This window comes from Bdellovibrio bacteriovorus, assembly GCF_041888015.1.
GTDB lineage: Bacteria > Bdellovibrionota > Bdellovibrionia > Bdellovibrionales > Bdellovibrionaceae > Bdellovibrio.
The window spans coordinates 1,268,961-1,293,536 of sequence record NZ_CP168968.1 but is presented as its reverse complement, the minus strand read 5'-3'; the positions used below and the strand labels follow the sequence as shown (position 1 = coordinate 1,293,536).

Here is a 24,576-nt window from a genome sequence, read left to right as displayed (position 1 = left end):
TTTGACAGCCCCTTGGAATTCAAGGTGTTACTCACATTCGTGCAAAGCCTGACGAATCTTTTCCGCCCCGATTATCATCAGTTTCCGATCCTTCCCACTCAATAAAGAACAGAACTTCAAATCCGCCTCACTGACCAGTGCTGCAAGCTCTTGATGCATCCGTCGAGCTGCTGGCGTCAATTCGATCAACTTTGTCCTGCCATCTGTTGTATGGGGAATCCGTCGTACCAACTTTCTTTTTTCCCATTCGTCCAGCAACCGAGAAACCGTGGTTTTGTCCTTCCCTAGATGATAGGCAAGATCTCTTTGGGTTTGTGCTTGTTTCAACAGCGGACGCAGATTCATCCACTCCTCAAATGAAATGGCGGCCTGGGTCTTTTCAAAGGACATCAGAAGATATCTTTTCATGGCCACCAGCGTGTCTGCCAAACATATTCCCAGCAGTTCTGAATCATTCTTGGACATTTTACCCTTGCCTTTTCATTTGGTTGCATACAGCAACCATATAGTTGTATATTGCAACTATATGGAAAAAGATTCAAGTACATTGTCAGGTCAAATAACGAAGGACGATTTCAATCTGAGCTACCTGGTGCAGGGCCACGGCACAGAGACCTTGATCCTTGGCTCAGCTCTGTTTTATCCCCGCACTTTTTCAGAAGATCTGCGGCAACATCTTCGCATGGGCTTTATCGACTACCGCGGCTTTGCGCCAACAGCAAAACCCTTCACCCCTGCCGACTATGACCTTGGTAAAATCTGCGAAGACATTGAGGACCTGCGCAAAGCCTGCGGTTTTGGCAAATCCGTCGTCATCGGCCATTCCGCTCATGGGTATCTGGCTTTGGAGTATGCAAGACGCTATCCCGATTCAATAAGCAAAGTGATCTTGATTTGCACAGGTCCCAGCCATGGGGCTCCGATGTTTGAAGCCTTTCGCCGTTGGGACGAAGCCGTCACACCCGAGCGCAAAGACCAATTCAACAAAGATCAAATCAAATATCCATTATCAGCGGCCGAACCGGGGCGAAAATTTATTACCTATTGCCAGGCCCTGAACACCAAAAGTTGGTTTAATCCACACTTCGATGCTTCGCACTTGTGGAAGGATGTGAAAGTGAATGACGACGCCATGGACTATCTTTATGGCGAAGTCTTCCGCGATTACAACACCCGCCAGGCATTGGCTGAACTGAACGCGCCTGTTCTGCTAACTTGCGGTCTGCACGACTATGGAGTCGCCCCCTTTTGGACATGGAACGAGCTGCGAGAATCTTCCCGAGATTTCACGGTAAATGTCTTTGAAAAATCCGGCCACTATCCACAGCTTGAAGAGGCAGAAGCCTTTGACAACCTCTTAGTGAATTGGCTGAAGACAAAATAACAAACAAACGCGCTGTATTGAGCGGCAATTCCCTTGCGCTAAGCCCCCTAAAGCACTACAAAATCTGCCTGTTTCGGTAGCAAAATTCCCGGCACGATTCTTGGAATACTGTCCGACTGGTAATGATTTAACCCGATTTCGGTGTCGCTTTGGCACTTAAACGAAAGAGGCAGATAATGAAAGCGTTTAAAACCACAACACAGCTAAGATATTTTTCATCCCTGCTGATTTCAGCCTTGCTATTCACAGCCTGCAGCCCTTCTGCCCAGGTCCCGCAAGGTGCGATCTTCAATTCCGACTTCCTGGAAGGTCTTTACAGCACCCGTCCCACTGTTGAAGAACCGTATATCTTTATCATCAAGCTTTCCCATCCGGCCCTGCTGGAAACAGCTCAAAGAAAAGACGGCAAAGTCGTTGTCGACAAAAAGCTTTTGAAGGCTATCGAAGCCGAACAGGCCGAAACTATTGCCGAACTTCAAAAAATTTCTCCAGAAATCCGCATTTTGATCCGCTACAAACGCGTTTTGAACGGTATGGCAATCTGGGCTCCGGCGGAAGTCTTTGAAAAAATCAAAGCGCTTCCAAACATCACAATGTCGGAACAATCCGGTTCCTTCTCCCGCCCTCAAGAGGACGAAGAGATCAACGAAAAAGGCCTGGTTGGCAACAACACGTCCGTGAAATTCATCGGCAGCGAAGCCGCCTACGCACAAAACATCCGCGGTCAGGGCATGCGCGTTGGTGTTATTGACACCGGTGTCGACTATACTCACAAAATGTTTGGCGGCGAAGGCACCAAGGAAGCCTACACGGCTGTTGATCCTTCCCAGCCTCATGCTTCCTTCCCGAACAAAAAAGTTGTCGGCGGAATAGACCTTGTGGGCTCAGCGTACAACTCCGGCTCTCCAGATTATATGAAACGTATTCCGGTTCCTGACGCCAACCCTTTGGACGAGGCAACACACGGAACTCACGTTGCCGGGACTGTGGCTGGCTTGGGTGATGGCGTGAACACTTATGATGGTGTGGCTCCGGATGCGGATATCTATGCCATCAAGGTCTTTGGCGCCAAAGGCTCTACCAGTGACGAAGTTGTCATCGCTGCTTTGGAATACTCTGCCGACCCTCAAGGTGATCTGAGCTTTGCCAACCAGCTTGATGTCGTCAACCTGTCTCTGGGTAGCGGTTACGGCAATCCCCATATCATGTACAACCACGCCATCAAAAATCTTGTGCGTGGCGGAACCCTTGTGGTCGCTTCCGGAGGCAACTCGGGTGATCAATCTTATATCGTGGGCGCGCCAGGCGTGTCTGATGATGCGATCTCTGTGGCTTCCAGTATCGACAATATGAATCAGAATGTCCTGTTCCCAGCTGTGGAATTTACAGCAGGGGCCGAATCTTTTGTTGGTGAAGCTATTGAAGGGGCGGTTTCCAAGCCGCTGGCGGAAGTGGCCGATGCCAAGGCAGAAGTGGTGTTTGTCGGCGTGGCTGACAAGGACTTCGATGCAGAAACAGCCGAGAAAATCAAAGGTAAGATCGCCTTGATTGATCGCGGAGTTGTGGCTTTTGCAGATAAAATCAAACGTGGTCAACAAGCTGGTGCTTTGGCGGTGATCATTGCCAACAATGCTCCGGGTGATGCCATCGTCATGGGTGGTGAAGGCAAATTCGAGATCCCAGCCGTTATGATCACTCTGGATGTTGCCAATAAAATCAAAACAGCACTAAAAACAGGCACCGTGATTGCGGACCTTAAAACCTCTGCAAAAGTGGAAAAGGCCTGGTTGGTGGACACGATCTCCCCGTTCTCTTCTCGTGGCCCACGCTCTGAAGACGGTGTGATCAAACCTGAAATCTCTGCCCCGGGTACCAATATTATTTCTGCAGCTCGTGGTGCCGGTGACAAAGGTGTTACCATGTCAGGAACATCCATGGCGGGCCCGCACATTGCTGGCGTGATGGCACTTCTCAAGCAGAAGCACTCTGCCTTGAACCCTTACGAGTTGAAATCTGTTCTTCTGGCTCATGGTAAAGTCATCCATGATGCGGAAAAGAAAACTTACTCTGTCAGCCGCCAAGGCGCAGGCCGCGTGCAAGTGGCAGAATCCCTGAATGCCAAACTTGTGACAGTTCCTGCAACCTTGTCCTTCGGTTTGACGGACATTGAGCAGCAGAAAACTTTGGCTCAGGAAATCACCATCAAAAATATCAGCTCTGAATCCATCACTGTGACGCCTCAATGGAATGGTCACAAAGCCCTGCAAGTCAGTGCGCCTTCCGTGACCCTGGCCGCTGGCGAAAGCAAAAAAGTTTTGGTGAAAGCCAAAATCACTGGCTCCCTGATGGCGTCTGCCAACGACGAGCTGGATGGCTTCTTGAAGCTTGTTTCAGACAAGGACGTGTTGGTGCAGCTGCCGGCTTTGGCGGTGGCCCGTCAAATTTCCAAAATTGAAGCAACATCCTTGGTTGTTCACTCCACGACCTCTAGCGACAGCGCTGGCAGCCTGGCAGAACTTCAACTGAAGAACGCCAGCGTGAACGCGGGCGACGCTTATCTGTTTAATCTTGTGGGCTCTGACAGCCGCAAGAAAGAAAAGAAACCAGACCTGGCACACAACCGTAACTGCGATATGCAGTCTGCCGGTTACCGTGTGATTGAAAAAGACGGTGGTCGTGTTCTGCAAGTGGCCATCAAGTTGTTTGAAGGCATGACGACATGGCACCGCTGTGAAGTGAATGTGCAAATCGACGCTGACGGTGATGGCAAGGCCGACCAGGAACTGGCGGGTATGCCCGCTTCGGATCTTCCTGGCCTGACAGAAGAATCCTTCGTCAGTCTGCTTCTGGATGGCAATCAAGCCCGCGAGATGCGTAAGAAGTACGAAGAACAATACGCCGTCAACCCCGAGAAAGCCAAAGAGGACTATACCGGAGCCGTTGTTGATCTCCGTCCAATGGGCGTGTTTGACAACTCCACTTTAGCTATTATTGAAGCAGATATTTCCCTGCTGTCTTATGCACCAACAGGGGAGCTTAATATCAAGATCTCCACCACTCACCAGGATAATGGCGCGGTGGAGTATGACGACTATCTGGGTGCGCATGAAAATAATTGGGAAAAGATCTCTGCCAACCCAATGGCTCAAGCGTACACTAACTTGCCCGAAGTGGTAGAGCTGGAAGGCAATGGCACTACCAGCATTTCCCTGGTAAAAGGCTATGGTGCCGGTGATCTGATCTTGTTTGCACCTCAAAACAAATCTGTCCGTGATGTTCTGATTGAGGATGCTCAATCACAAGTTGTTCCTGCAACATACAATTCCGAAGAATAAAAGATCCTCTTTCAATGGGGATATTGCTGAATGTATCAGCAGTATCCCCGAGCTTTACATTCTCTCAACACGACCCTGACGATTTCCTGACAACATCTATGGCTTATCTTCGTTATATTGCGCCAGCAATCTAACAAGGAGAACCCATGAAAGCACTTCTAATGGCGCTGGTCGCGTCTTTTGCAATGGCCCAAACCGCTCAAGCACAAAACTGCGTTTCCGCTGATGGCTTGGTCATTCCAAACGGTGTTACAGTAAAGTTGTACTACAGTTCCCAACCGACAAAATCTTTGGGACCAGCTTACTCTTGCGAATCTGTTTCCCGCATCAGAACTTGTGTTGATGGAATTTTGTCTGCAAAAGAAATTCAGTGCAGTGAGTATGATTCTGGTGGCTGTGTTGATTGGTGGATGGATCGTTTGCCGGACACAGACTTCGCAACAGTTCAGTGTCAGAACTAACATAAAAAAGCGCAGAAGATCTCTGCGCTTTTTTTATTCCAGCATTTTCCTTAACGCCATCTTTTCTTCCGGGCCCGCAATCAGCCATTCTGGCGGCACATGCTCTGTCACATACACCCAGGATGCCTGACACATCTTTTTTGCAAGCGGCTTTGCGTGCAGGTCCTTCAACAGATTTAAATGCCGCAGAAGAATCGTCTTCGTAGGCTTGTAAAACCCGTCTTTGTCCTTACCTGCATTGGAAATCTCGTCCGAAGATTCGGCCTGCTCTATCAAATTTTGAAAGTACGCTTCCAAACTCATATCGCTATTGCACCATAGTCGAGGAGCTCTGGCATCCCGCTCACTTTTTCTTCGTCTTTGGTCCTAATTTTTATGTTGCATCCTTAATTTTAACACCAGTCTAAAGGCATCAAGTAATGTGAAAGTACATCTTGATCTTACAGCGGCGACATTCTTTTGAACGAATAAAAGTTTAGCCGGCACCGTCCAACCGTTTTCACTGCAGGGGCCCACAACACACAGCTATGTGGAGGTCCTTTGACGAACTCAAAACATCTGACCAAGACGGTGTCTCTGGCTGCGATCACAATCGCATTTCTGCTGGCTGCCGCATGTTCCCCGACAACTTCTTCCATCACAGATCTGGCAAGCACTGTCGATGATGGTAACAACAGCGCCGAGACTCCGGGGAACACAGAAACACCGGCCCCCACAGAGCCCGAAGCCCCTGCCGACCCATCAACCCCGGCAATCCCAGAAAGCCCTGGCACCTATAAAATAGAAGCTCTGTCCTGGGAAACCTCTACAAAACCCGAGCGTCGACAGTGGAGCGAATACCTGCACCGGATCATCCTTGAGGATTGGAACACTCTCTTAGGTGGCGCCGACGACATGGATCGCTTCTGCCCTCGTTATGACAGACTGGATAATAATCAGCGCGCCAATGTCTGGGCGGCTCTATTTTCGGCCATGGCGAAGTATGAAAGCGCTTATGATCCCACATCACGCATGCACGAGACCACCATGGGGACGGATCCTGTGACTGGAAATCCCGTCTATTCCGAAGGTCTGCTGCAATTGTCTTATCAGGACGTTCAATGGGCACGCTGGTGTGAGTTTGACTGGAGCAAGGATAAAAAACTTTCCGCCAAAGATCCCAAGAAAACCATTCTCGACCCCTATAAAAATCTGTATTGCGGCGTCGGAATTATGGCCCGTCAGATAAAGAACAAAGGTGCCATCACCGTCGGCTCCGGCGCTTACTGGGCTGTGGTGAAAAGTGGCGGTAAATACCAAAAGATCGCACCGATCTCTGACATGGTGAAAAAACTGTCCTTCTGCAAATAAGTTCCCTCGTGGCGAGGTGATCCCTGCTTCCCTCGGGGATTGCTTCGCCACACATTTGTTTTCTAAAACAATTCCCTGCAAAATCTTGGCATCACCCTTCGGCACGCGGATTCTTAAAGCATCATAGCGCAGGAGGATCTATGTCGGAGCAACGACGTGACGTGAAGGAAACCGGAAAAGCCCTTTACTACGAGTGGGAGTTCGACGAAATGCAAAGAGCTGCTCGTCGTCACCAGCGCGAAGCTGTGCCCTACCCCTCGCAGATGAATAGCGCCCCGGATAACTTCGAAGACGTCCTGCCCGCCATTCCTTCTTCTGCCCCAACAGAAAGGAATTCCCATGCTTAGAGCCGCCATCATATTTTTTATCATCGCGATCGTTGCCTATCTTCTGGGCGCAGGTGGAATTGCCGGACTGTCCGTTGAAATCGGCCGTCTGCTGCTCTTTGTATTCCTAGCTCTGGCAATCATCAGCTTTATCATCAATCTTTTAAGTGGAAAAAAAGGACCGCGGTAGCGGCCCCCTTGTGAAGGAGGAATTCATGCAACGCAAAGCTTCCGCCCGCTGGCAGGGCAATCTTCAATACGGCAGGGGCACTCTCAATTCTGAAAGTGGCGCTATCAAAGACATCCCCTATTCTTTTGCGACCCGTTTTGAAAACAGTCCGGGCACCAATCCTGAAGAGCTGATTGCCGCCGCTCATTCTGGCTGCTATGCCATGGCTCTGTCCGGGGCACTGGCCAAAAAAGGATTTAATGCTGACACTCTCGATGTTTCCGCCACCGTCGCTTTGGAAAAAGTTGGTGACGGATTCAATATCACCAGTTCCCGGCTGAAGCTGCGCGCACAGGTTCCCGGAATCGACAGAAAACTTTTTGAATCCATCGCACAGGATGCAAAGGTCAACTGTCCGGTTTCAAAAGTCTTGAAAGCCGATATAACACTGGATATCGACTTCCACGAGACCATGTCGCCATCACACCATGCTCACTGATACAACATTCACCGTACCCCGCTAGGATGGCGGGGCATGGTGATCCTGAGATCGCAAAACCTCATGCAGCTTGTGATCATCAAAATGACTGAAGGCATCTTCCACCATCAGACTTTCCAGATCGCGCCCGACTGTCAAAACGGCAGCAACGCGCTGATCTTCATAAAAGGCCACGGCAAAATCCCGACTGTCCAGATCGCCCATGACGTCCATCCGATCAAAGCGATCCGAATAACCGACATACCCTAAACTCAGATCGTAATGCTGAGTCCAGAAGAATGGAACGTCTTGAAACTTCACCCGATCCCCCATCATGTTCAAGGCCGCGGTCTGACCTTGACGCTCAGCCACCTCCCAATGCTCCACCCGAATGGCCCGGTCACTGCGTGGATCTGGCCAGCGAGCGATATCTCCCGCGGCAAAAATACCCGGCACACTGGTTTCCAGGTATTCATTGACCAGCACACCATTTTCAACCCAGCATCCCGCTTGTTCTGCCAGTGCTGTATTCGGACGAATGCCTGTACCGACAATCACAAAATCACACTCGACACTTTCCCCACTGTCCAACAAAACACTGCGGTCCCGGATTTCCTTTACGCCATGACCCAAATGAAAGTGGACTCCGTGTTCTTCATGCAGTTTTCTTAAGACGCTGCCGACATGGACACCAACCACCCGCAACAGCGGCATCTCTTCTGGTGCAACAACATGCACCTCCAGATTTCGCTGGCGCAAAGCTGCCGCCGCCTCCAGTCCGATAAATCCAGCGCCAATAATAACCACCTTTTGCGCCCAGGAGGTCCTGCCAATAATCCGGCGACAGTCCTGCAAAGTTCTTAGATAGTGAACCTGAGGCTTATCAATTCCAGGTATCTTGGGTTTAACAGGCTCACCCCCCGTCGCCAAAAGTGCCCGGTCATAGCGCAAAGTTTTCCCATTCGACAGGAAAACACTTCGGCGATGGGAATCAATTTTTTCCACCCGCGAGGACAATTCAAAATGAATCTTGTTCTGCTGATAGAACTCTTCAGCCTCCAAGGACACCCAGTCTTCCGGAGCATTTCCAGCTAAATAGTCTTTGGATAAATTGGGTCGGTCATAGGGAAGGTATTTGTCTTCGGTCACAACAGAGATATGTCCGATAAAGCCATGCTTGCGTAACATGATCGCAGCGGCGGTCCCTGCGGCTCCGGCGCCGACAATCACGTATCTTTGAGATTCGCTCCACTCTCGCGAACGAATGGAGGAGGCCTTCTTGTTGGTCACATAAATCCTCCCGCCTCGCAGCTCCACATTCCAGGCCGAAATAGGATTCAAAGCCGGGGCTTTCAACGCGTCTCCGGTACGCAAATCAAAGCAGGCATGATGCCAGGGACAGTGCACCGTTTCGCCGACAATCAACCCTTCGTGCAAAGGTCCGCCGTAGTGAGAACAAGTGGCTCCTACCGCAAAGTACTCCTCTTCATGTCGGACCAACAAGACGGCTTCGTCACCGACAAACCCCAATAGTTTTTGCCCATCAGAAATCTGGTCAGCATCAATACCCTTGGAAAGGTCAGGTCCTTTTAAATCTGCGGATCGTCCCATAATAAACTCCTTATTCATCGGGTCTTATCATAGGAAGCTTTCAATCAGGACAGAATGCTCTGTCCGCCTAACTGCTAAAATGCATCACTTTTTTATGTCATTCTGAGACATACCGAACAGATTCAGCCCCAAGTCCCCTTAAGACCAAGGGCATCTTTTCCGATAAAATAGTGTTGTATCCTTCCCAGGAGGCTTACTTGAAACAGTGGGTAAAAAAGCTCGTTGAGCAGTTTGACATGGACTGGAGTTCTGGCACCGGCACGGAAAAGGGTAAAAGCGTTCCCAACATGTCTGAAGAACGAGCTACGTTGCTTTTCATATTGGATGTTTTCAACAAACATCTTTTCGAGATCCAAAATCACTCTGTACGCAAAGTGCGCAACAAGCTGGATGGCTTTGCCAAAGAACTGGTGAAGCCCGACGGACAGGACACCGAACGTGTCTTGTTTGAGATCCGCCAGTTTATCTCCAGCTATCGCATCGACGAATACAGCTATGTGCAAAATACGTTTGATGACTTCAAACGCATTATCTGGGACTTCGCCGATCACCTCAGCGAAGAGATTCAGGAGCAGAACGCCGCCTCCGGAGACGTCAATCAAAGCCTGGAACAGCTGCGTGAAGCCGTGGAATCCAACTCTATCGAAGAGTTGCGTGCCAAATCCCGGGAATTCATTAATTTCTATCTGAAGCACCAAAGCGCCCATAATGATCGCCGTTCCAAGCGCATGGAGACAATTAAGAAAAGTCTGACCACCGTCAAAAAACAGCTCATGGAGGCCAACACCACCATGCGCAAGGACCATTTGACTGGGGCTCACAACCGCCGCAGCTATGACGAACAAGTGCGCCGCTATCTGCAGCTGCACGAGATCGACAAAGACCCGATGACTTTGATCATTATGGATATCGACTTCTTTAAAAAGATCAACGACACCTACGGACACGATATCGGCGACTTTGTCCTGAAGGAATGCGTTCGCCTGATTCAGGAAAGCTTCTCTCGCGAAGAGGACTTCATTGCCCGCCTGGGCGGTGAAGAGTTCGCAGTGATTCTGCCCGGTTGCAATGCTGAGGCGGCCACCCGCATGGCCGAGGAAGCCATGAACCGTATCCGCAAGGAAGTCTTTGTCCACGAAAACTATGAAATCCGCTTCACCATTTCCATGGGGATCGCGGAAGTTCTGCCAGGTGAAAAAGCGGATGCTCTGTACAAAAGAGCCGATGAAGCCTTGTACGAATCCAAACAAACCGGCCGTAACAAGTATACCGTGTCCCAAGGATCCCAGATCAAACGTGTTGCTTAAGGGCTGTCTAACTTTCAGACAGTTGACCATTCAGTACTAGTGACTACAAAAGCCTGAACAGTCGTTCGGGCTTTTTTAATGTTCAGAATTTTCTAAACACTCGCAGTACATTTCCAGCTCAGAAGAAAATCATCCACGTTTGACGCTGGCCCCCTCCTTGCTTTAGTGCCTCTGCATGAAGGCAATTCTATTTTTTGTAACTACATTTTTGGGGATGTCGATGAACTCTTTCTCTCAGGAAAGTCTTGATCGCGATATTGTGGTGGCAATCATTGATACGGGTGCGGATGTGAATCATCCACTTATCAAAGGCAATCTGTGGACGAACCCACAGGAAAAGAACAATAGAAAAGATAACGATGGCAATGGATTTGCCGGGGATCTCCATGGATGGAACTTTGTTTCCAACAACCATGATCTGTCAGACCACCACGGTCACGGCACCCATGTCGCAGGCATCATCCAGCAACAAGCCCGCTCCAACCGTGTGAAGTTCATGATCCTTAAGTACTATGACCCGTCTATTCCGGCTAACGACAACCTTTTGAATACTGTAAAGGCCATTCGTTATGCCACCCGCATGAAAGCGGACATTATTAACTATTCCGGCGGTGGTGACGAAAGAAGCCCCATGGAAGAGGCTGCGATTCGCGAAGCCCAGGATGAGGGCATTCTGTTCGTCGCTGCCGCCGGCAATGAAGGGCGCAATACCGATGTGGTTGGCTATTACCCCGCAGGTTACAAACTGACCAATATCATCTCGGTCGCGGCTTTGGATTCGCAGAAGCGTCTTTTAGCCAGCAGCAATTTCGGCACCCGATCTGTCGACATTGCCGCCCCGGGAAAGAATATTTTCTCCGCCCTTCCTGAAGGCAAGTATGGCTATATGAGCGGAACCTCCCAAGCGACGGCCTGGGTCAGCGGACTGGCCGCCGCCCTGATATTGCGCCACCCTTGGGAGACACTGACTCCGCAGGAGATCAAAAAAGTTTTGCTCAGCAGTGGCACCAAGGACCGTTTGCTCAGCAAAAAGGTTCGCTCACAAACTCGTATTTCCAGTCTGCAGGCAGGTCTGAATATGGAGTAAATCAGAAGGGCTTCTTGCCCTTCTGTGAAAGATCCCATAAACTTGGGATATGAATTTGCATCTAAGTACGTTGTTAACTTCTGCCCTGATCGTATCGACCCTGACCGCCTGTTCTCAAAGCTTGCAGGCTTCAGACAAAACCCTGTCCTCATCGGCGAGCGTCAGTTCCTGCCAGCATGATGACAAGACCTTTCGCTGCGTGGAAGTGCTTAAAAACTATGATGGCGACACCCTGACTGTAAATATCCCGGATGTGCCTGCGCTGATTGGTAAAAAGATCAGCGTGCGAGTTCTGGGGATCGACACCCCTGAGGTCCGCACAAAGAACAAATGCGAAAAAGAAGCCGGCCGTATTGCGCGCAATCTTGTGGCCAGCACGCTGAAAAATGCCAAAAGTGTGGAATTGCATAATGTCCAGCGTGACAAATACTTCCGTATCCTTGCAGATGTGATGGTGGATGGGCGTTCGCTGTCAGAAATTCTGATAAAGAATAATTTGGCCTATGCTTATGATGGCGGCACCAAAAAGCATCCCGACTGGTGCAAGGCCCTGCGCCAACCGGCCAACAACTAGATACTGCTTCTTTACAGTGCAGGCATGAAGACATTGCCTGCGCCGGGCCCTGCCGAAAAGATAGATCCATGGCGATCAAAGACTTCGGGGAGGCTTTTTCCAAAGCACAAAACCCCAAACAGCTTTATTCTTGGTACGAAAACACGCTGGGGGTTCTGCCCCAGACAGACACCCATAGATTTACCCCCTCCGACAAGCCTTCGGCTATTCAGTTTCGTGTGGAAAAGCTGCCTGTTCTGTTGCGGGATCTGGCCAAACAAGGTGCCAAAGTGGAAGACCGTGTGGTCGAAAACGACTTCGGCTCTTTCGCCTGGGTCTATGATCCTGAAGGAAATCGTATCGAACTCTGGGAACCGGCTCCGTATCAGAACACTCTGATCAATATCCCTGAGCCTGAGTAGCCCACACCATGAACATTTCGCATGTATAATCTTTTGACAGTTTAAAATCTCCGGGTCTTCAGCTATCTTCGCTGGGATTCAAAAACACACGAGGAGATTTCAATGTCTAAAGCTGTCATTTTGTCTTTGTCTCTATTGTTGTCTGCAAATGCCTTTGCAAAATCGGTTTCCTCCGAATCTCTGCAAATTGCGCCCTCCAGTATTGACCAGGTTGTGCGTCTGGTTGACAAAAAGGATCCGGGTTCTTCCGCCAAGAAAGTATCTATCGTTGTCGAAGATCATGGCCTAAGCACCGACGTATCCCCGCGCTACACCGTCTATTTGGGCTATGCAAGTCTTGCTGAAATGGGAAATATCTCTGCTGACTTCAAAATCGACGATCAGGTTTTTGAATTCAAATCTGCAACCCGTAAAGCCGCAGGGATCTATGAAATCAAAGTTGTCGGTTTCACTGCTGACGGAGCTTTGACAGACATTACACACACCGTGGACACCAACCAGATGTTTATCGACGAACGCAAAGCCCGTACTGCCTGTGGCGGCGACTTCTGCGATCAGACTTTGAAAACTTCCGTGGAAGTAAAAAGCTCTGCAAAATAAATCTGTCCGGGGAAATGGGGATTCTACATGAAGAAAATATTCACTCGCATGATCCTGACTGTGGGTCTTCTTTGCAGCTTTATGCTGGAACAGGCTTCGGCCAAACAGGTGGACCTGCGTCACCTGCAAACCCCGGTCAAAAATCAGAAGAACCGGGACACGTGCGCTTACTTTGCGGTGTCCGCGCTTGTCGAATCCACCATCAAAAATCAGTTTGGCCAGGAATTCGATATTTCAGAAGAATATGAAATCTTCCGGCACAAAGTGCTCTCCCCATGGCGTCCTGAAGTTGAGTTCGGCAACACCTATCAACTCCTTTTGAATTTCACCAATGGCATGACCTTCTATCAAGAGCACCAACTGCCCTATCAGGCCAGCAGTCCTGATTTCACAAAGACTCTGAGCCCCGAACAGCATGACTTTTACAATCTAAGTCAGAAGCCCGTGGCACGCGTGGACTATCGCAGCCTGCGCACCAAGATTCTGACCCAGATGTGGGTGCGCCGCCCCTGGTCCACTTTGTTCATGCAGGAACTGGATCAAAACCACCCCGTGGTGGTGACTTTGAAAGTCGCCCTTCCCCATATCAACGACAAAAAAGGCACCTTTACGTATTCTTCTGAAATTGATGAACAATGTAATTCAGGAAAAATCGCCTGCGGTGGTCATGCTGTCCTGCTTGTGGGCTATGACGATGTTCAAAAAGTGTTTATGTTTAAAAACTCGTGGGGCGAGGAATGGGGGCAAGGTGGTTATGGCTTTGTCACCTTCGACCATGTGGATGGCTATTCAGATCAGCCACTGACGGCGTTTTTTGACAAACTGACCGGCCCCATGGTGAGAGTCATTGAACCTTAAGCTAGGCTGGTACCATGGCATTTGAAGAAAAAAAGTGGTTCCATCTGTTCAGCAACAAAGCACGCGTGCTCTATCCCAGCACCGATCCGGCGCATGACTATCTTCACATCATGCGCGTGGTGAACACCGCCAAACATCTGACAGAATCCGAGGGTGCCAACTGGGAAATTGTTCTGCCCGCAGCTTTCTTCCATGACTATATCAACGTTCCCAAGAATGACCCAAGGCGCCCGTATGCTTCTCAACTTTCTGCCGAGGCGGCGCTGGAGTATCTGAAGTCCATAAATTACCCGGAAGATCATTTCGATGAGATTCGCCATGCCATTGAAGCACACAGCTTCAGTGCAGGCATTAAGCCCACCACCCGGGAAGCTCAAATCGTCCAGGATGCCGACCGCTTGGACAGCTTAGGAGCCATTGGCATTGCCCGCTGCTTTGCCACTTCCACACAGATGAGCCGCCCGTTCTATGCAGAAGAAGATCCCTGGGCAGAAAGCCGCGCTCTGGACGACAAAAGCTTCGGGATTGACCACTTTTTCCAAAAATTATTTAAGCTGGTGGATCATCTGAACACACCGGCTGCAAAAAAAGAAGGCGAGCATCGCATCGCCTTCATCAAAACTTATCTGGAACAAATCAAACGGGAAATCTGATCTTAGCGGTTGTCCTCACCGAACATGGGCGCATTGCCCTCGATGATTCCAGCATTGAAAACAAACTCTTTCATCACTTGCGCAAGAACGGCTGTTTTTTCAGGATTCATTTTTTGAAGAGCCTCAATCATCTCTTCTTGAACAGTGCGAGGGATCTCGCCCAGTTTATCCAGACCGGAGGGAGTGAGAGAGACCACCACTTTGCGGGAGTCTTCCTGGGATACCGTGCGGGACACAAGCCCTTGCTCTTCCAACTTCTTAACCACGACTGACACCGAACTTTGATGTGTCGTGGTCCTCAGGGCGAGATCGTTGATGGACAAGCCCGGCTCCATCTTCAGTTTTTTCATAACGAAGATCTGCGCAGCGCTCAAACCCAGCTCTTTTTCAAACTGGCTGGAAGAAACGCGCAGGGCTTTGAAGATATGACGGATGTAGTCCATGACCTCACCCACCTCAGAACGATATTCAGAAACCGAATCCATACTCATGTAATTATTAAGAACTATCCAAAGACTTCGTGCAAACTCTTTTTGCATGAGCTGCCATACATGACATTTTGCAAAGGTTTTGAGAATCAGAGTGTATCGATCTCGATCATCTCTGGCAGCCCTAGAGCTTGGGCTCCATTTGCGCGTGAAAAATCAATTCTGTAAGAGCGAAGAGCGATGTGGTTCTCTTCAAGCTCTACATTCGATCCATAAAGCTTGTCACCCACAATCGGAAAACCATGACGACTTAGATCGAAGCGCAATTGATGCGAACGTCCTGTCACTGGATTCAAATCCCAGACCTGCTGTGAACCCCGCTGCCCCTGATAATGAGCCAGGGTAAGGCAATCTTTCCCCTGAGGGCTTTCGTACGCACGACGCTTGCCTCGCAGAATGCGACAGCGCCATTCAAAGGTGTTCCCTATCTCAAGACTCAGAGTCGCTCGAGGATTCGCAACATTGGCAGGAATATGGGAAAAACTTTGTCCCGTTGTCAGTGCACGATAGGTTTTTGTGACCTCTTTATGCTCAAACCACGCATTGCCCTTGCGATGTGCTTCTGAAGTCTTGGCATAGACAATCAAACCAGAGACTTCAAAGTCCAGGCGATTCACAGGATAGATCTGCACACCCAGGGACTTCTGCAAAGCCGTCCCCAAGCACAGACGCTCGTCGTCCTCTTCAAAACGACTGGGTGTGGAAAGGACCCCATGAGGTTTGTCACAGATAACAAAGTGAGAATTCTCACATACGATGCGAATCATCGTTTACTAAGGCCTACTAAAAAGATCTCTTTGGAAATCTTGCGCGTGGAATCCGGCTTCACCGCTTCCACTTTTGCAAAAGTCTTTTTCATTTCATCGCGAAGTTTTCCGAAGTCGTCACTATGGAACAGCTTGCACACGAAGTGTCCGTCCTTTTTCAAGAACCTGCGGGCCACATCCAGCGCCAGTTCACACAGTTCCATCGAACGCGCCTGATCGGTCATGCGAATGCCCGTGGTTTTTGGCGCCATATCTGACATGACAATATCAAAGGGCGGCTCAAAGCCGTGCTCTTTGAAAATTTCTTCCAGATTTAAATCGCGTAAATCCGCTTGAATGAAAACGGCATTTTTCAACTTCACAGTGACGGGGCTCAGATCCACACCCAACACTCGGCCTCTTTCACCCGACACCTTGGAAGCATACTGTGACCAAGACCCCGGCGAAGCCCCCAAATCCAAAACGACCTGCCCCGGCTTGAACATCTTGAATTTCTTGTCGATCTCTTCCAATTTAAAAACGGAACGAGCCGCAAAATTTTCCTGTTTGGCTTTTCTGAAGTAGTGATCGCGAGGATTGTAAGTCATATCGAAGGGTTATGTCGCTATACCCGCGTAAAGTCCACCATTATCAGAATTCTCGGTAAAAAGGTGACTTCAGCAACGCATTACTGGCGCTTGGGTTCTTTGACCATCGCCAAGAGTCCACCACCAATAACGAAAAGAACCAGCAGCCCTACCATCCCCAGACGTGAGCTTCCTGTTAATAAAGCGCCCCCTGCGACCACCAAAGGGCCCAAAATAGAGGCAAAACGGCCCACCAGATTGAACAGACCGAAGTACTCACCACTGGCCTCTTTGGGGATCATACGCCCGAACATGGAACGACTGAGCGATTGCACCCCACCCTGAACCATCCCAATCACCATAGCCAACAAATAGAAATGCCATGCTGCTGACATCTGAGTCGCCGCGATCACCGTCACGCCGTAAACAATGATACAAACCATGATCGGCTTTTTCGTACCCCAGCGTCCGGTCATCGTTCCAAACAGATAAGCACACGGGAAACCGATAAACTGGGTGATCAGCAGAGCCGCAATCAAATCCTTGGACTCAAAGCCGATGGAAATTCCATAGTCCACCGCCATGGTCATCACGGTGTAAACACCATCAATGTACAGCCAGTAAGCGGCCATAAATAAGAATAAATTCCGCTCGCGCAGAAGTTCCTTCAACGTCTTCTTTAGGGTTTGCAAACTGCTTTGAGTCAGCTTCCAGATGTTGTGGGACGAACGCCCACCTTCAGGCTCGGGAATATTTTTAAAGAGCGGCAAAGAAAACGCCAGCCACCAGACTGAAACCATCATAAAGGACAACTTCGTCGCCGCTGTCGCATCGGGAATTCCAAAACTTTGCGGATGAAGGGCCATCATCACATTCAGCAAAAGCAAAAGACCGCCGCCCAGATAACCCAACGAATACCCAAGACTGGAGGCGTAATCCATATAACGAACCGGCGCCACATACGGCAGCAGAGAATCATAGAACACACTGCTGGCATTAAAAGCAAAAAGAGCCAAGGCATAAGCCCACAGAGCGCTCACCCAGTCCCCGCTGGGAATAAAACCCATCCAGGCACAAGAGATCACACCCATGATTGTGAACAGCATACAGAAAAGTTTTTTAAATCCCTTCATGTCGGCGATGACACCCAACGTGGGACTCAGCAACGCCACAGCCAGACTGGAAACCGAGATCGTCACACCCAAGCGTGCGGTTGTGACGATGGGATCAGCGCCAACACTCCAATACTGTTTCAGGAAAACCGGGAAGAACGCAGCCATGACGGTCGTTGAATAGGCGCTATTCGCCCAGTCATAAAACGCCCAGCTAAGAATTTTCTTTCTTTGTGTTTTCTCCATGAGTCCTCCGGCCAGACTCAAAGAAAACACGGAACGCCGAAGAACGGAAGAAGAAAATCAGCGCCAGCAAAGTCATAACAAACATCAAACTGGAAAGCGCATTGAGCTTCGGGCTGACCCCTAACTTCATCGCCGTATAAAGCTTCACTGGCAAGGTATCCTTGCCAACGCCATTGACAAAGTAGGTGATCAGGAAATCATCAAAGGACAAGAGGAAGCTCAGAATAAATCCGCCCAAAATAGAAGGCATCAATAATGGCAACACCACCGTTCGATAGGTCTGCCAATCACTGGCGCCCAAATCCCGAGCTGCATCCTCGTAGGCACGATCCATCGTCGACAAACGTGCCCCCACCGTCATCATCACATAGGAAATACTGAAGCTGACGTGCGCAATCACCACCGTCATGAGCCCCAGCTCAAACTTCAAAACAAAGAACAGTGACAGCAAAGAAAGTGCGAAAACGATTTCCGGGAAAATCAAAGAAACCACCGACAGGCCTTCCACCGCCCATTTCCACATCCCCGCTGAACGATACAATCCCACCGCCGCCGCAGTTCCGATCAACGTCGATAGCAGACTGGCCGCAAAGCCGACCTTCAAACTGTTGATCAGCGCATCCATCAAGGCCTGATCTGAAATCACCTCTGTAAACCAGCGCAGCGTCCAGCTCCATGACTCTGGAGTTTTCTCGATTAAGGCCCCCAGAATCATCACCACAATCGGCGTATGCAGCAAAAGCAAGGTCACCCACAAAACAACCGTCGCTGTTCTGGGAGCCGCAGGCCGGCCCCGTTCCTCACTTGCCATGGCGCGCCTCCCGCAAACGGAACAGCGCCGCCAATCCCAAAAGAAGCACCATCATCAATACAGACAAGGCGGCCCCAAATGGCCAGTCGCGGGACTTTAAAAATTGCTCGGTGATAAGATTTCCATAGAGCATGTTCTTCGCTCCGCCCAACAAGTCAGGGATCACATACTCACCCAGAGACGGAATAAAAACCAACAGAGACCCCGCCCACAGCGCTGTTTTCAGATTTGGTAAAATCACAGAGAAAAGAATTTTCCAGATACCCGCCCCCAGGTCCTGGGCCGCTTCCACCAAAGAGAAATCAAATTTTTCAAAAGCGCCATAAAGAGGTAAAACCATGAAAGGCAGATACGTTGTGACCATTCCGTACAGAACCAACACCTTATTCTGGGTCAGCGCATAGGGATCAAACGGCACCCCCAGAATCGTCAATCCCGTTTGCAGAGGCCCTTCCGCCCCGACAAACATACGAACAGCGTAAATACGAATCACCAGATTGGTTAAAAATGGCAAAACCATCGCCATCAGATAGATCTGGCGAAGTTTTGCGGAGGCGGTGGCCATCGACCAGGAAATCAAAACGCCAACCACCAGACAAACCACCGTCGTAACCAGCGCCAACTGAAAGCTTTCAAAAAAAATCCCCAAATATCTTGGAGAAAAAGCGCGGGCGTAATTTTGCAGAGTCCATGCCCACTCAACCCCACCATAGGTTCCACGCGTGGCAAAGCTCACCACCACCACAATCAAAAGTGGCAACAGAATAAAGACCGCAAACCACAAAGCCGCAGGTAAAAGGAAAAGATCACGCAGCTTCACTTCGTGCGTTCCCCGAAGACCATGGCCTTGCGCACATAGGCCTCGATGCTCATTCCCAAACGAATCTGATCCGGTGGCACATTGATTTTACCTTTGATCAGACTGCCATCCCCCAAGCGGATGGTAGCAAGGTCCTCACTGATCTCCACCAGTTCGCCACGCAACATACTGGTGGCTTCCACAAACTGAGAGGCAAAAATGGTTTCTGGATTTTCGTAGATTTCCCGAGGCGAGCTGACTTGCTCCAGCACTCCGCGACTCATGATGCCAATGCGATCCGAAAGCGCCAACGCTTCTTCCTGATCGTGGGTGACACAGATAAACGTCAAGCCCAGCTTCTGCTGCAAAGCCCGAAGCTCTTTTTGCATATGTTCACGCATTTTGTGATCCAATGCCGACAGGGGCTCATCCAAGAGCAAAACCCGCGGTTCGTTGACCAAGGCGCGCGCCACTGCCACACGCTGACTTTGTCCTCCCGACAAGGTGTCAGGTTTGCGGTCACGGAATTCACCCATATCCACCAAAGCCAGCACTTCAGCGATTTTAGCTTCAATGGCGTCTTTGGACAACCCACGCAGGCGCAATCCATAGGCGATGTTTTCCCCGACCGTCATGTGCGGGAACAAAGCATAGCGCTGAAAAACCATATTGAAAGGACGTTTTTGAGCCGGAAGTTGACCCACACGCTGCCCATCCAGCAGAATCTGCCCGCTGGTGGCCGACTCAAGACCGGCAATAATTCTTAAGAGTGTTGTCTTTCCACACCCACTTGGCCCCAGAAGAGAAAAGAACTCGCCCTCCCCGATCGAAAGGTTAATTCCTTTCAAGGCTGTTTGACTGGAAAAACTTTTGCCGATATTCAGAAGTTCCAACATGCTTCTAACAATATGAAGGAATTAAAAAAATGTCGAGAATATTGATGGCCGGACTGGTTCTTTGTGGGCTTCTTGCGGGATGTACAAAAAAATCATCCGAGACCGCCGCCGCCAAAGAGGTGAATCTTTCCATTTGGGGAAACTATCTTTCCCCGGAACTTCAGGCCCAGTTCGAAAAAGAAACTGGAATCAAAATCAACATTTCCAACTATTCCTCGAATGAAGAGCTGCTGGCCAAGGTGCAAATGGGATCTTCCGGCATTGATGTCGCCGTGCCTTCGGACTATATGGTGGAAGTCATGTCCAAGATGAATCTGCTGGAACCCCTGAAAACCGAACAGATTCCTAACAGAAGTCTGATCGCCGATCAGTTTCTGAAGCAGAACTTCGACCCGGACAATAAGTTCTCTTTACCTTACATCTGGACGACTGCGGGTATTGCGGTGAACCGCGATCTTTACCAAGGACCGATCAAAAGCTGGAAAGACCTGCTGGACAACCCGCAACTGAAAGGCAAGTTTGCTTTGCTGGACGACGTCCGCGAAACACTGGGAGCTTCCCTGAAAATGCACGGCTACAGCGTCAACAGCACAAAGCCTGAAGAAATCAACAAGGCCAAACAAAGCCTTTTGAAAACCAAGAAGTCCCTGAAGATGTTTGCCTCTGACACTATCGACATCCTGAACAACAAAGAGGTGGCGGCGGCACAGACCTATTCTTCCGATGCCCTCCAGGCTGCCGAAAAATCCCCAGGGAAAATTGAATACATTCTGCCAGAAGAAGGCGGAACATTTGCCATCGACAATTTGGTGATCATTAAAGGTGCTAAACATTCTGAAGCAGCCCACAAGCTGATCAACTTCCTGCTCAGTGAACAAGCTGAAATCAACCGTGTTAAGACTATTCTGGGCGGGCCCGTTCTGAAGAACACCCGGGCAGCGTTGCCCAAAGAGCTTCAGAACAACAAAGCTTTGTTCCCGGACGACGGCACCTTGAAAAAACTGGAACGCATCCAGGATCAGGGCGACAACAACAAGCTCTTTGAAGACGCTTGGACTGAAGTCAAAACTCACTAGCTATTTTTGAGCGGATTCACTAGCCAGAGAATCCGCTCGCGAATCCTCAGAGCGCAATTCGGAGTAAAGACAAGCCACTCCGATCACGGTCAACACCAGACCACCACCAATATACATGATGATACTGCGCCGATCCTGATTGAAAAGGAAGTAACACAGGCCGATCAAGATGAGTATCGGCCCCAGAATAGCCATCGAGGCAAGCACTTGCCTCAGGGCAAAAGCCCCGATCTCTGAATTCATAACCACCACCTACGTTCTGTTATTTTGGTTATTCGTAGAACTTTTCGGCAGGACTTTGGGGAAGCTTTATGAATCCAGGCGATAAATCACGCCGGGGATAGAGAATTTAATCTAGATGGATCATTCTGAAATAACAGGCGGCCCCTGGTCTGCTTTCGAGACAGAGGCCCGCAAGAAGAGCCTTAGCCGCGAAGCTCTTGCTCTTTTTTGTGATGATAGTACTCGTAGTCGCCTTCGTAGATGCGCAGTTGGTTTTTATCAACCTCGAACACACGCGTTGTCACCGCACGCAGGAAGTGACGATCGTGGCTTACGATCATCACTGTGCCCGGGAAGTCCTTGATAGCTTCCAGAAGCAGTTCGCGCGATTTGATGTCCAAGTGATTCGTCGGCTCATCCAGGATCAGGAAATTCACTGGCTGCGCCAGAATGCAGGCCAATACCACGCGGGATTTTTCACCCCCGGACAAGATGGAAATCTTCTTTTCCGCCTCTTCGCCTGAAAACTTAAACGCCCCCAGAAGACTGCGCACAGTCCCCAAACCCGCATTTGGAATGCGCGAATGAACTTCGTCGATGATGGTCATCTTCGGATCCAAAACATCCAGAGAGTTCTGAGAGAAGTAACCCACATTGATAGAAGCCCCCAACGCACACTTTCCATCTGTGGCGTCGGCATGACCGGCAATAATCTTCAGCAACGTGGATTTCCCCGCGCCGTTCACACCGACAACGGCGATGCGGTCCATGCGTTTCACCAACGCATTGGCTCCAGAAAAGACCATTTTCTCTTTGCCGTCATCGCGCTTCCAGATTTTAGACAGACCTTCAAACCTGACGACCTCGTCCCCACCCCGTGGTGGCACCGGCCATTCAAATTTGATTTCAGCTTCCTCGTCGGGAATTTCGATACGATCAATTTTTTCCAGTTTTTTAACACGCGACTGAACTTGCGCTGCGTGAGAAGCTCGGGCTGCAAAGCGCGCAATGAATTCTTCTTCCTTCGCCAGCATGTCCTCTTGACGTTTGGCCGCTGCGATCAGCTGTTCTTTGCGAATATCGCGCTCTTTTTCGTAGAAGTCATAGTTACCGCCATAAACCGTGATGGTTTTGTTGGCGATCTCGACAATTTTTCCAACCAGGCGATTCATAAAGTCACGATCGTGGCTTGTCATCAAAATCGCGCCCGGGAAGTTCACCAGCCACTCTTCCAGCCAGACGATGGATTCCACGTCCAAGTGATTCGTCGGCTCATCCATCAGAAGGACTTCAGGATTCAGTGCCAGGATTTTTGCCAAAGCAATACGCATTTTCCAACCGCCAGAGAAGCTCTCTGTCGGGCGATGATAGTCGTCCGGCCCGATACCAAGACCGGTCAGGATCTCGGCAGCACGGGATTCCAGATCGTAACCACCCAAACGCTCGAACTCACCTTGAAGCTCGCCATACACTTCCAGAATCTTCATCATTTCATCGGGATCCAGATCCGGATCCGCCAGCTTGGCTTCGCACTCTTGCATACGAACCTGCATATCACCGATGTTGCCCACCGCAGATTTAACTTCCTCAATCGCGGACTTGCCTTTCATCTCTTCAATGTTCTGAGAGAAGTACCCGATCACCGTGCGATCAGACTTGGAGATCGTGCCACCGTCGATGCCCTCATCGCCCATGATGATGCGGAAGATGGTGGTTTTACCGGCACCGTTAGGGCCGACCAGACCGATTTTTTCCCCGGCATTGATCTGGAAAGATCCATTGCGATAGAGAACTTTGTTACCTTGCTGCTTGGTGATATTCGATAAATGAATCATAGGCCCTTCGTATAACTTTTTTTACTTCCTAAGGCTGCAAAAATTTTGAGAAAATATGCCTGCCTTTTGAGCACCTCACCGAGTGTACACAAAAAAGATCAACTTCGCGATTTTTCTCTCTAAAAAGTCCAAAGGATATCAAGCACTTCGACAAACATAGAGTCCCCTCACATGGTCCTGCCCTTGCTCTGTTAGCCCAGCGGGGGTTCCACATGATCGCAACAAAGAATCACAATGCAATTAGAAACAATACATTCGCAGCCATGCTGATTTCGCTCGTTGTTCTGTTCACAGGTTGTTCAAAATCCAGCCAATTTCCCAGCACCACACTGGATGATAACAACAGCACTGGGGCTGTTGATCCAGGGACTGATGATGGCAATGGCAATACCGATACCGGCGGCACAACGCCCGAACCAACACCGACGCCAACACCCACTCCAGAGCCGGAACCGGGTTACAAAATGCAGGCCTTAGCCTGGGAAAGCAGCAAATATCCAGAAAGAACCAAGTGGTCCGAGTACCTGCAAGAAACCATCCTGAACGAATGGAGCAGTTTATTGCCAGGAGCCGACGACATCACGTCGTTCTGCCCGCGCTACAATTCTTTGGACAACAACCAACGCGCCAATGCCTGGGCCCAGCTTTTCGTGGCGATAGCTAAATATGAGAGCGCCTACAGTCCCGTTTCGCGTATGCACGAAACCACCATGGGCTCTGATCCCGTCACGGGGAAACCGGTTTATTCCGAGGGGCTTTTGCAGCTGTCCTATCAGGACGTCCAATGGGCCCGCTATTGCAAGTTTGACTGGCAAAAGGATAAAAACCTCTCTGCCACGGACCCAAAGAAGACCATTTTGGATCCCTACATCAACCTGCACTGCGGGGTCGGCATCATGGCAGCCCAGATCAAAAGCAAAGGCCGGATTGTCGTAAGTTCAGGGGTGTATTGGGCAGTGATCAAATCCGGTGGAAAGTACCAACAAATCAACAACATCGCCTCTATTGTGAAGTCCCTTCCTTTATGCAAATAGTTCATTATTCTAGCATTTTGGGAAAAATTAAAAATTTATAAAGCTTTTGGCGCCAAGATCGACTATCTTGGCGCATCTTTAGAAGTGGGCTTGGATCTACCGCAAACAGTGCGGTATCAATGCACATATG

General features: G+C 49.8%; 28 protein-coding genes. 16 read left to right on the top strand and 12 right to left on the bottom strand.

Annotation, left to right across the window (positions count from 1 at the left end; genetic code table 11):
• Positions 1-27 precede the first annotated feature (27 nt).
• Complete coding sequence (locus ACES2G_RS06315; RefSeq protein ID WP_347358001.1) at positions 28-465, bottom strand: MarR family transcriptional regulator; 438 nt, start codon at positions 463-465, stop codon at positions 28-30.
• Between the two features lie 82 nt (positions 466-547).
• On the opposite strand from ACES2G_RS06315, the gene ACES2G_RS06310 reads away from it, so the two are divergent.
• From ACES2G_RS06310 to ACES2G_RS06300, 3 genes are all read left to right on the top strand, one after another.
• Entirely contained in the window at positions 548-1,384 is an 837-nt protein-coding gene (locus ACES2G_RS06310; protein WP_374001586.1) for an alpha/beta fold hydrolase, read from the top strand.
• Positions 1,385-1,560: 176 nt separating this feature from the next.
• Complete coding sequence (locus tag ACES2G_RS06305) at positions 1,561-4,719, top strand: S8 family serine peptidase (RefSeq protein ID WP_374001585.1); 3,159 nt, start codon at positions 1,561-1,563, stop codon at positions 4,717-4,719.
• 146 nt (positions 4,720-4,865) lie between these two features.
• A complete protein-coding gene (locus ACES2G_RS06300; protein ID WP_347357998.1) occupies positions 4,866-5,180 on the top strand; it encodes a hypothetical protein in 315 nt (104 codons plus the stop codon).
• A gap of 33 nt (positions 5,181-5,213) precedes the next feature.
• Here the strand turns inward: ACES2G_RS06300 and ACES2G_RS06295 are convergent, their stop codons facing one another.
• A complete protein-coding gene (locus ACES2G_RS06295; protein WP_374001584.1) occupies positions 5,214-5,483 on the bottom strand; it encodes a hypothetical protein in 270 nt (89 codons plus the stop codon).
• 237 nt (positions 5,484-5,720) lie between these two features.
• On the opposite strand from ACES2G_RS06295, the gene ACES2G_RS06290 reads away from it, so the two are divergent.
• The 4 genes from ACES2G_RS06290 (at position 5,721) to ACES2G_RS06275 (ending at position 7,524) form a co-directional block, all read left to right on the top strand.
• Complete coding sequence (locus tag ACES2G_RS06290) at positions 5,721-6,530, top strand: hypothetical protein (RefSeq protein ID WP_347357996.1); 810 nt, start codon at positions 5,721-5,723, stop codon at positions 6,528-6,530.
• Positions 6,531-6,670: 140 nt separating this feature from the next.
• Positions 6,671-6,877: a hypothetical protein gene (locus tag ACES2G_RS06285; protein ID WP_347357995.1), complete on the top strand. Its 207-nt coding sequence runs from the start codon at positions 6,671-6,673 to the stop codon at positions 6,875-6,877.
• Positions 6,870-7,046, top strand: coding sequence for a DUF1328 family protein (locus tag ACES2G_RS06280; RefSeq protein ID WP_347357994.1), 177 nt, complete (start codon positions 6,870-6,872; stop codon positions 7,044-7,046). Before ACES2G_RS06285 ends, ACES2G_RS06280 begins: the two co-directional genes overlap by 8 nt.
• Before the next feature lie 25 nt (positions 7,047-7,071).
• Positions 7,072-7,524, top strand: a complete 453-nt coding sequence (locus ACES2G_RS06275) for an OsmC family protein (protein ID WP_347357993.1) — start codon at positions 7,072-7,074, stop codon at positions 7,522-7,524.
• Between the two features lie 21 nt (positions 7,525-7,545).
• Here ACES2G_RS06275 and ACES2G_RS06270 read toward each other — a convergent pair whose 3' ends face one another.
• Positions 7,546-9,114, bottom strand: coding sequence for an FAD-dependent oxidoreductase (locus tag ACES2G_RS06270; protein ID WP_374001583.1), 1,569 nt, complete (start codon positions 9,112-9,114; stop codon positions 7,546-7,548).
• 197 nt (positions 9,115-9,311) lie between these two features.
• On the opposite strand from ACES2G_RS06270, the gene ACES2G_RS06265 reads away from it, so the two are divergent.
• The 7 genes from ACES2G_RS06265 (at position 9,312) to ACES2G_RS06235 (ending at position 14,594) form a co-directional block, all read left to right on the top strand.
• Positions 9,312-10,421, top strand: coding sequence for a GGDEF domain-containing protein (locus tag ACES2G_RS06265; protein WP_347357991.1), 1,110 nt, complete (start codon positions 9,312-9,314; stop codon positions 10,419-10,421).
• Between the two features lie 220 nt (positions 10,422-10,641).
• Complete coding sequence (locus tag ACES2G_RS06260; protein ID WP_374001582.1) at positions 10,642-11,508, top strand: S8 family peptidase; 867 nt, start codon at positions 10,642-10,644, stop codon at positions 11,506-11,508.
• A gap of 49 nt (positions 11,509-11,557) precedes the next feature.
• A complete protein-coding gene (locus tag ACES2G_RS06255; protein WP_347357989.1) occupies positions 11,558-12,082 on the top strand; it encodes a thermonuclease family protein in 525 nt (174 codons plus the stop codon).
• A 68-nt stretch (positions 12,083-12,150) separates the two neighbouring features.
• The gene (locus tag ACES2G_RS06250) at positions 12,151-12,483 is read left to right on the top strand and encodes a VOC family protein (protein WP_374001581.1); all 333 of its coding nucleotides are present in this window, start codon (positions 12,151-12,153) and stop codon (positions 12,481-12,483) included.
• A gap of 102 nt (positions 12,484-12,585) precedes the next feature.
• Positions 12,586-13,083, top strand: coding sequence for a hypothetical protein (locus tag ACES2G_RS06245; RefSeq protein ID WP_347357987.1), 498 nt, complete (start codon positions 12,586-12,588; stop codon positions 13,081-13,083).
• 27 nt (positions 13,084-13,110) lie between these two features.
• Positions 13,111-13,941, top strand: coding sequence for a C1 family peptidase (locus ACES2G_RS06240; RefSeq protein ID WP_347357986.1), 831 nt, complete (start codon positions 13,111-13,113; stop codon positions 13,939-13,941).
• A 14-nt stretch (positions 13,942-13,955) separates the two neighbouring features.
• Positions 13,956-14,594: an HD domain-containing protein gene (locus tag ACES2G_RS06235; RefSeq protein ID WP_347357985.1), complete on the top strand. Its 639-nt coding sequence runs from the start codon at positions 13,956-13,958 to the stop codon at positions 14,592-14,594.
• A gap of 2 nt (positions 14,595-14,596) precedes the next feature.
• Here ACES2G_RS06235 and ACES2G_RS06230 read toward each other — a convergent pair whose 3' ends face one another.
• The 7 genes from ACES2G_RS06230 to ACES2G_RS06200 all read right to left on the bottom strand — a co-directional run bounded on the left by ACES2G_RS06230 (position 14,597) and on the right by ACES2G_RS06200 (position 20,279).
• Positions 14,597-15,079, bottom strand: a complete 483-nt coding sequence (locus tag ACES2G_RS06230; protein ID WP_374001580.1) for a MarR family winged helix-turn-helix transcriptional regulator — start codon at positions 15,077-15,079, stop codon at positions 14,597-14,599.
• 92 nt (positions 15,080-15,171) lie between these two features.
• A complete protein-coding gene (locus ACES2G_RS06225; protein ID WP_374001579.1) occupies positions 15,172-15,849 on the bottom strand; it encodes a pseudouridine synthase in 678 nt (225 codons plus the stop codon).
• The gene (locus ACES2G_RS06220) at positions 15,846-16,436 is read right to left on the bottom strand and encodes an RlmE family RNA methyltransferase (protein WP_347357982.1); all 591 of its coding nucleotides are present in this window, start codon (positions 16,434-16,436) and stop codon (positions 15,846-15,848) included. Before ACES2G_RS06220 ends, ACES2G_RS06225 begins: the two co-directional genes overlap by 4 nt.
• A gap of 80 nt (positions 16,437-16,516) precedes the next feature.
• On the bottom strand, positions 16,517-17,773 hold the full coding sequence (locus ACES2G_RS06215) for an MFS transporter (protein WP_347357981.1): 1,257 nt from the start codon (positions 17,771-17,773) through the stop codon (positions 16,517-16,519).
• On the bottom strand, positions 17,742-18,584 hold the full coding sequence (locus ACES2G_RS06210; protein WP_374001578.1) for an ABC transporter permease: 843 nt from the start codon (positions 18,582-18,584) through the stop codon (positions 17,742-17,744). The genes ACES2G_RS06215 and ACES2G_RS06210 overlap by 32 nt, the downstream gene beginning before the upstream one ends.
• Positions 18,574-19,404 (bottom strand): ABC transporter permease, encoded by an 831-nt coding sequence (locus ACES2G_RS06205; RefSeq protein WP_374001577.1) that lies wholly within the window; start codon positions 19,402-19,404, stop codon positions 18,574-18,576. Before ACES2G_RS06205 ends, ACES2G_RS06210 begins: the two co-directional genes overlap by 11 nt.
• Entirely contained in the window at positions 19,401-20,279 is an 879-nt protein-coding gene (locus ACES2G_RS06200) for an ABC transporter ATP-binding protein (RefSeq protein ID WP_374001576.1), read from the bottom strand. The genes ACES2G_RS06205 and ACES2G_RS06200 overlap by 4 nt, the downstream gene beginning before the upstream one ends.
• Positions 20,280-20,308: 29 nt before the next feature.
• Here ACES2G_RS06200 and ACES2G_RS06195 point away from each other — a divergent pair, with 29 nt between their 5' ends.
• The gene (locus tag ACES2G_RS06195; RefSeq protein ID WP_374001575.1) at positions 20,309-21,355 is read left to right on the top strand and encodes a spermidine/putrescine ABC transporter substrate-binding protein; all 1,047 of its coding nucleotides are present in this window, start codon (positions 20,309-20,311) and stop codon (positions 21,353-21,355) included.
• Here the strand turns inward: ACES2G_RS06195 and ACES2G_RS06190 are convergent, their stop codons facing one another.
• Both ACES2G_RS06190 and ACES2G_RS06185 read right to left on the bottom strand, forming a co-directional pair.
• The gene (locus ACES2G_RS06190) at positions 21,356-21,598 is read right to left on the bottom strand and encodes a hypothetical protein (RefSeq protein ID WP_347357976.1); all 243 of its coding nucleotides are present in this window, start codon (positions 21,596-21,598) and stop codon (positions 21,356-21,358) included. It lies immediately after the preceding gene.
• A 182-nt stretch (positions 21,599-21,780) separates the two neighbouring features.
• Positions 21,781-23,412 (bottom strand): ABC-F family ATP-binding cassette domain-containing protein, encoded by a 1,632-nt coding sequence (locus ACES2G_RS06185; RefSeq protein ID WP_347357975.1) that lies wholly within the window; start codon positions 23,410-23,412, stop codon positions 21,781-21,783.
• 212 nt (positions 23,413-23,624) lie between these two features.
• On the opposite strand from ACES2G_RS06185, the gene ACES2G_RS06180 reads away from it, so the two are divergent.
• The gene (locus ACES2G_RS06180) at positions 23,625-24,446 is read left to right on the top strand and encodes a hypothetical protein (protein WP_374001574.1); all 822 of its coding nucleotides are present in this window, start codon (positions 23,625-23,627) and stop codon (positions 24,444-24,446) included.
• Positions 24,447-24,576: the final 130 nt, after the last annotated feature.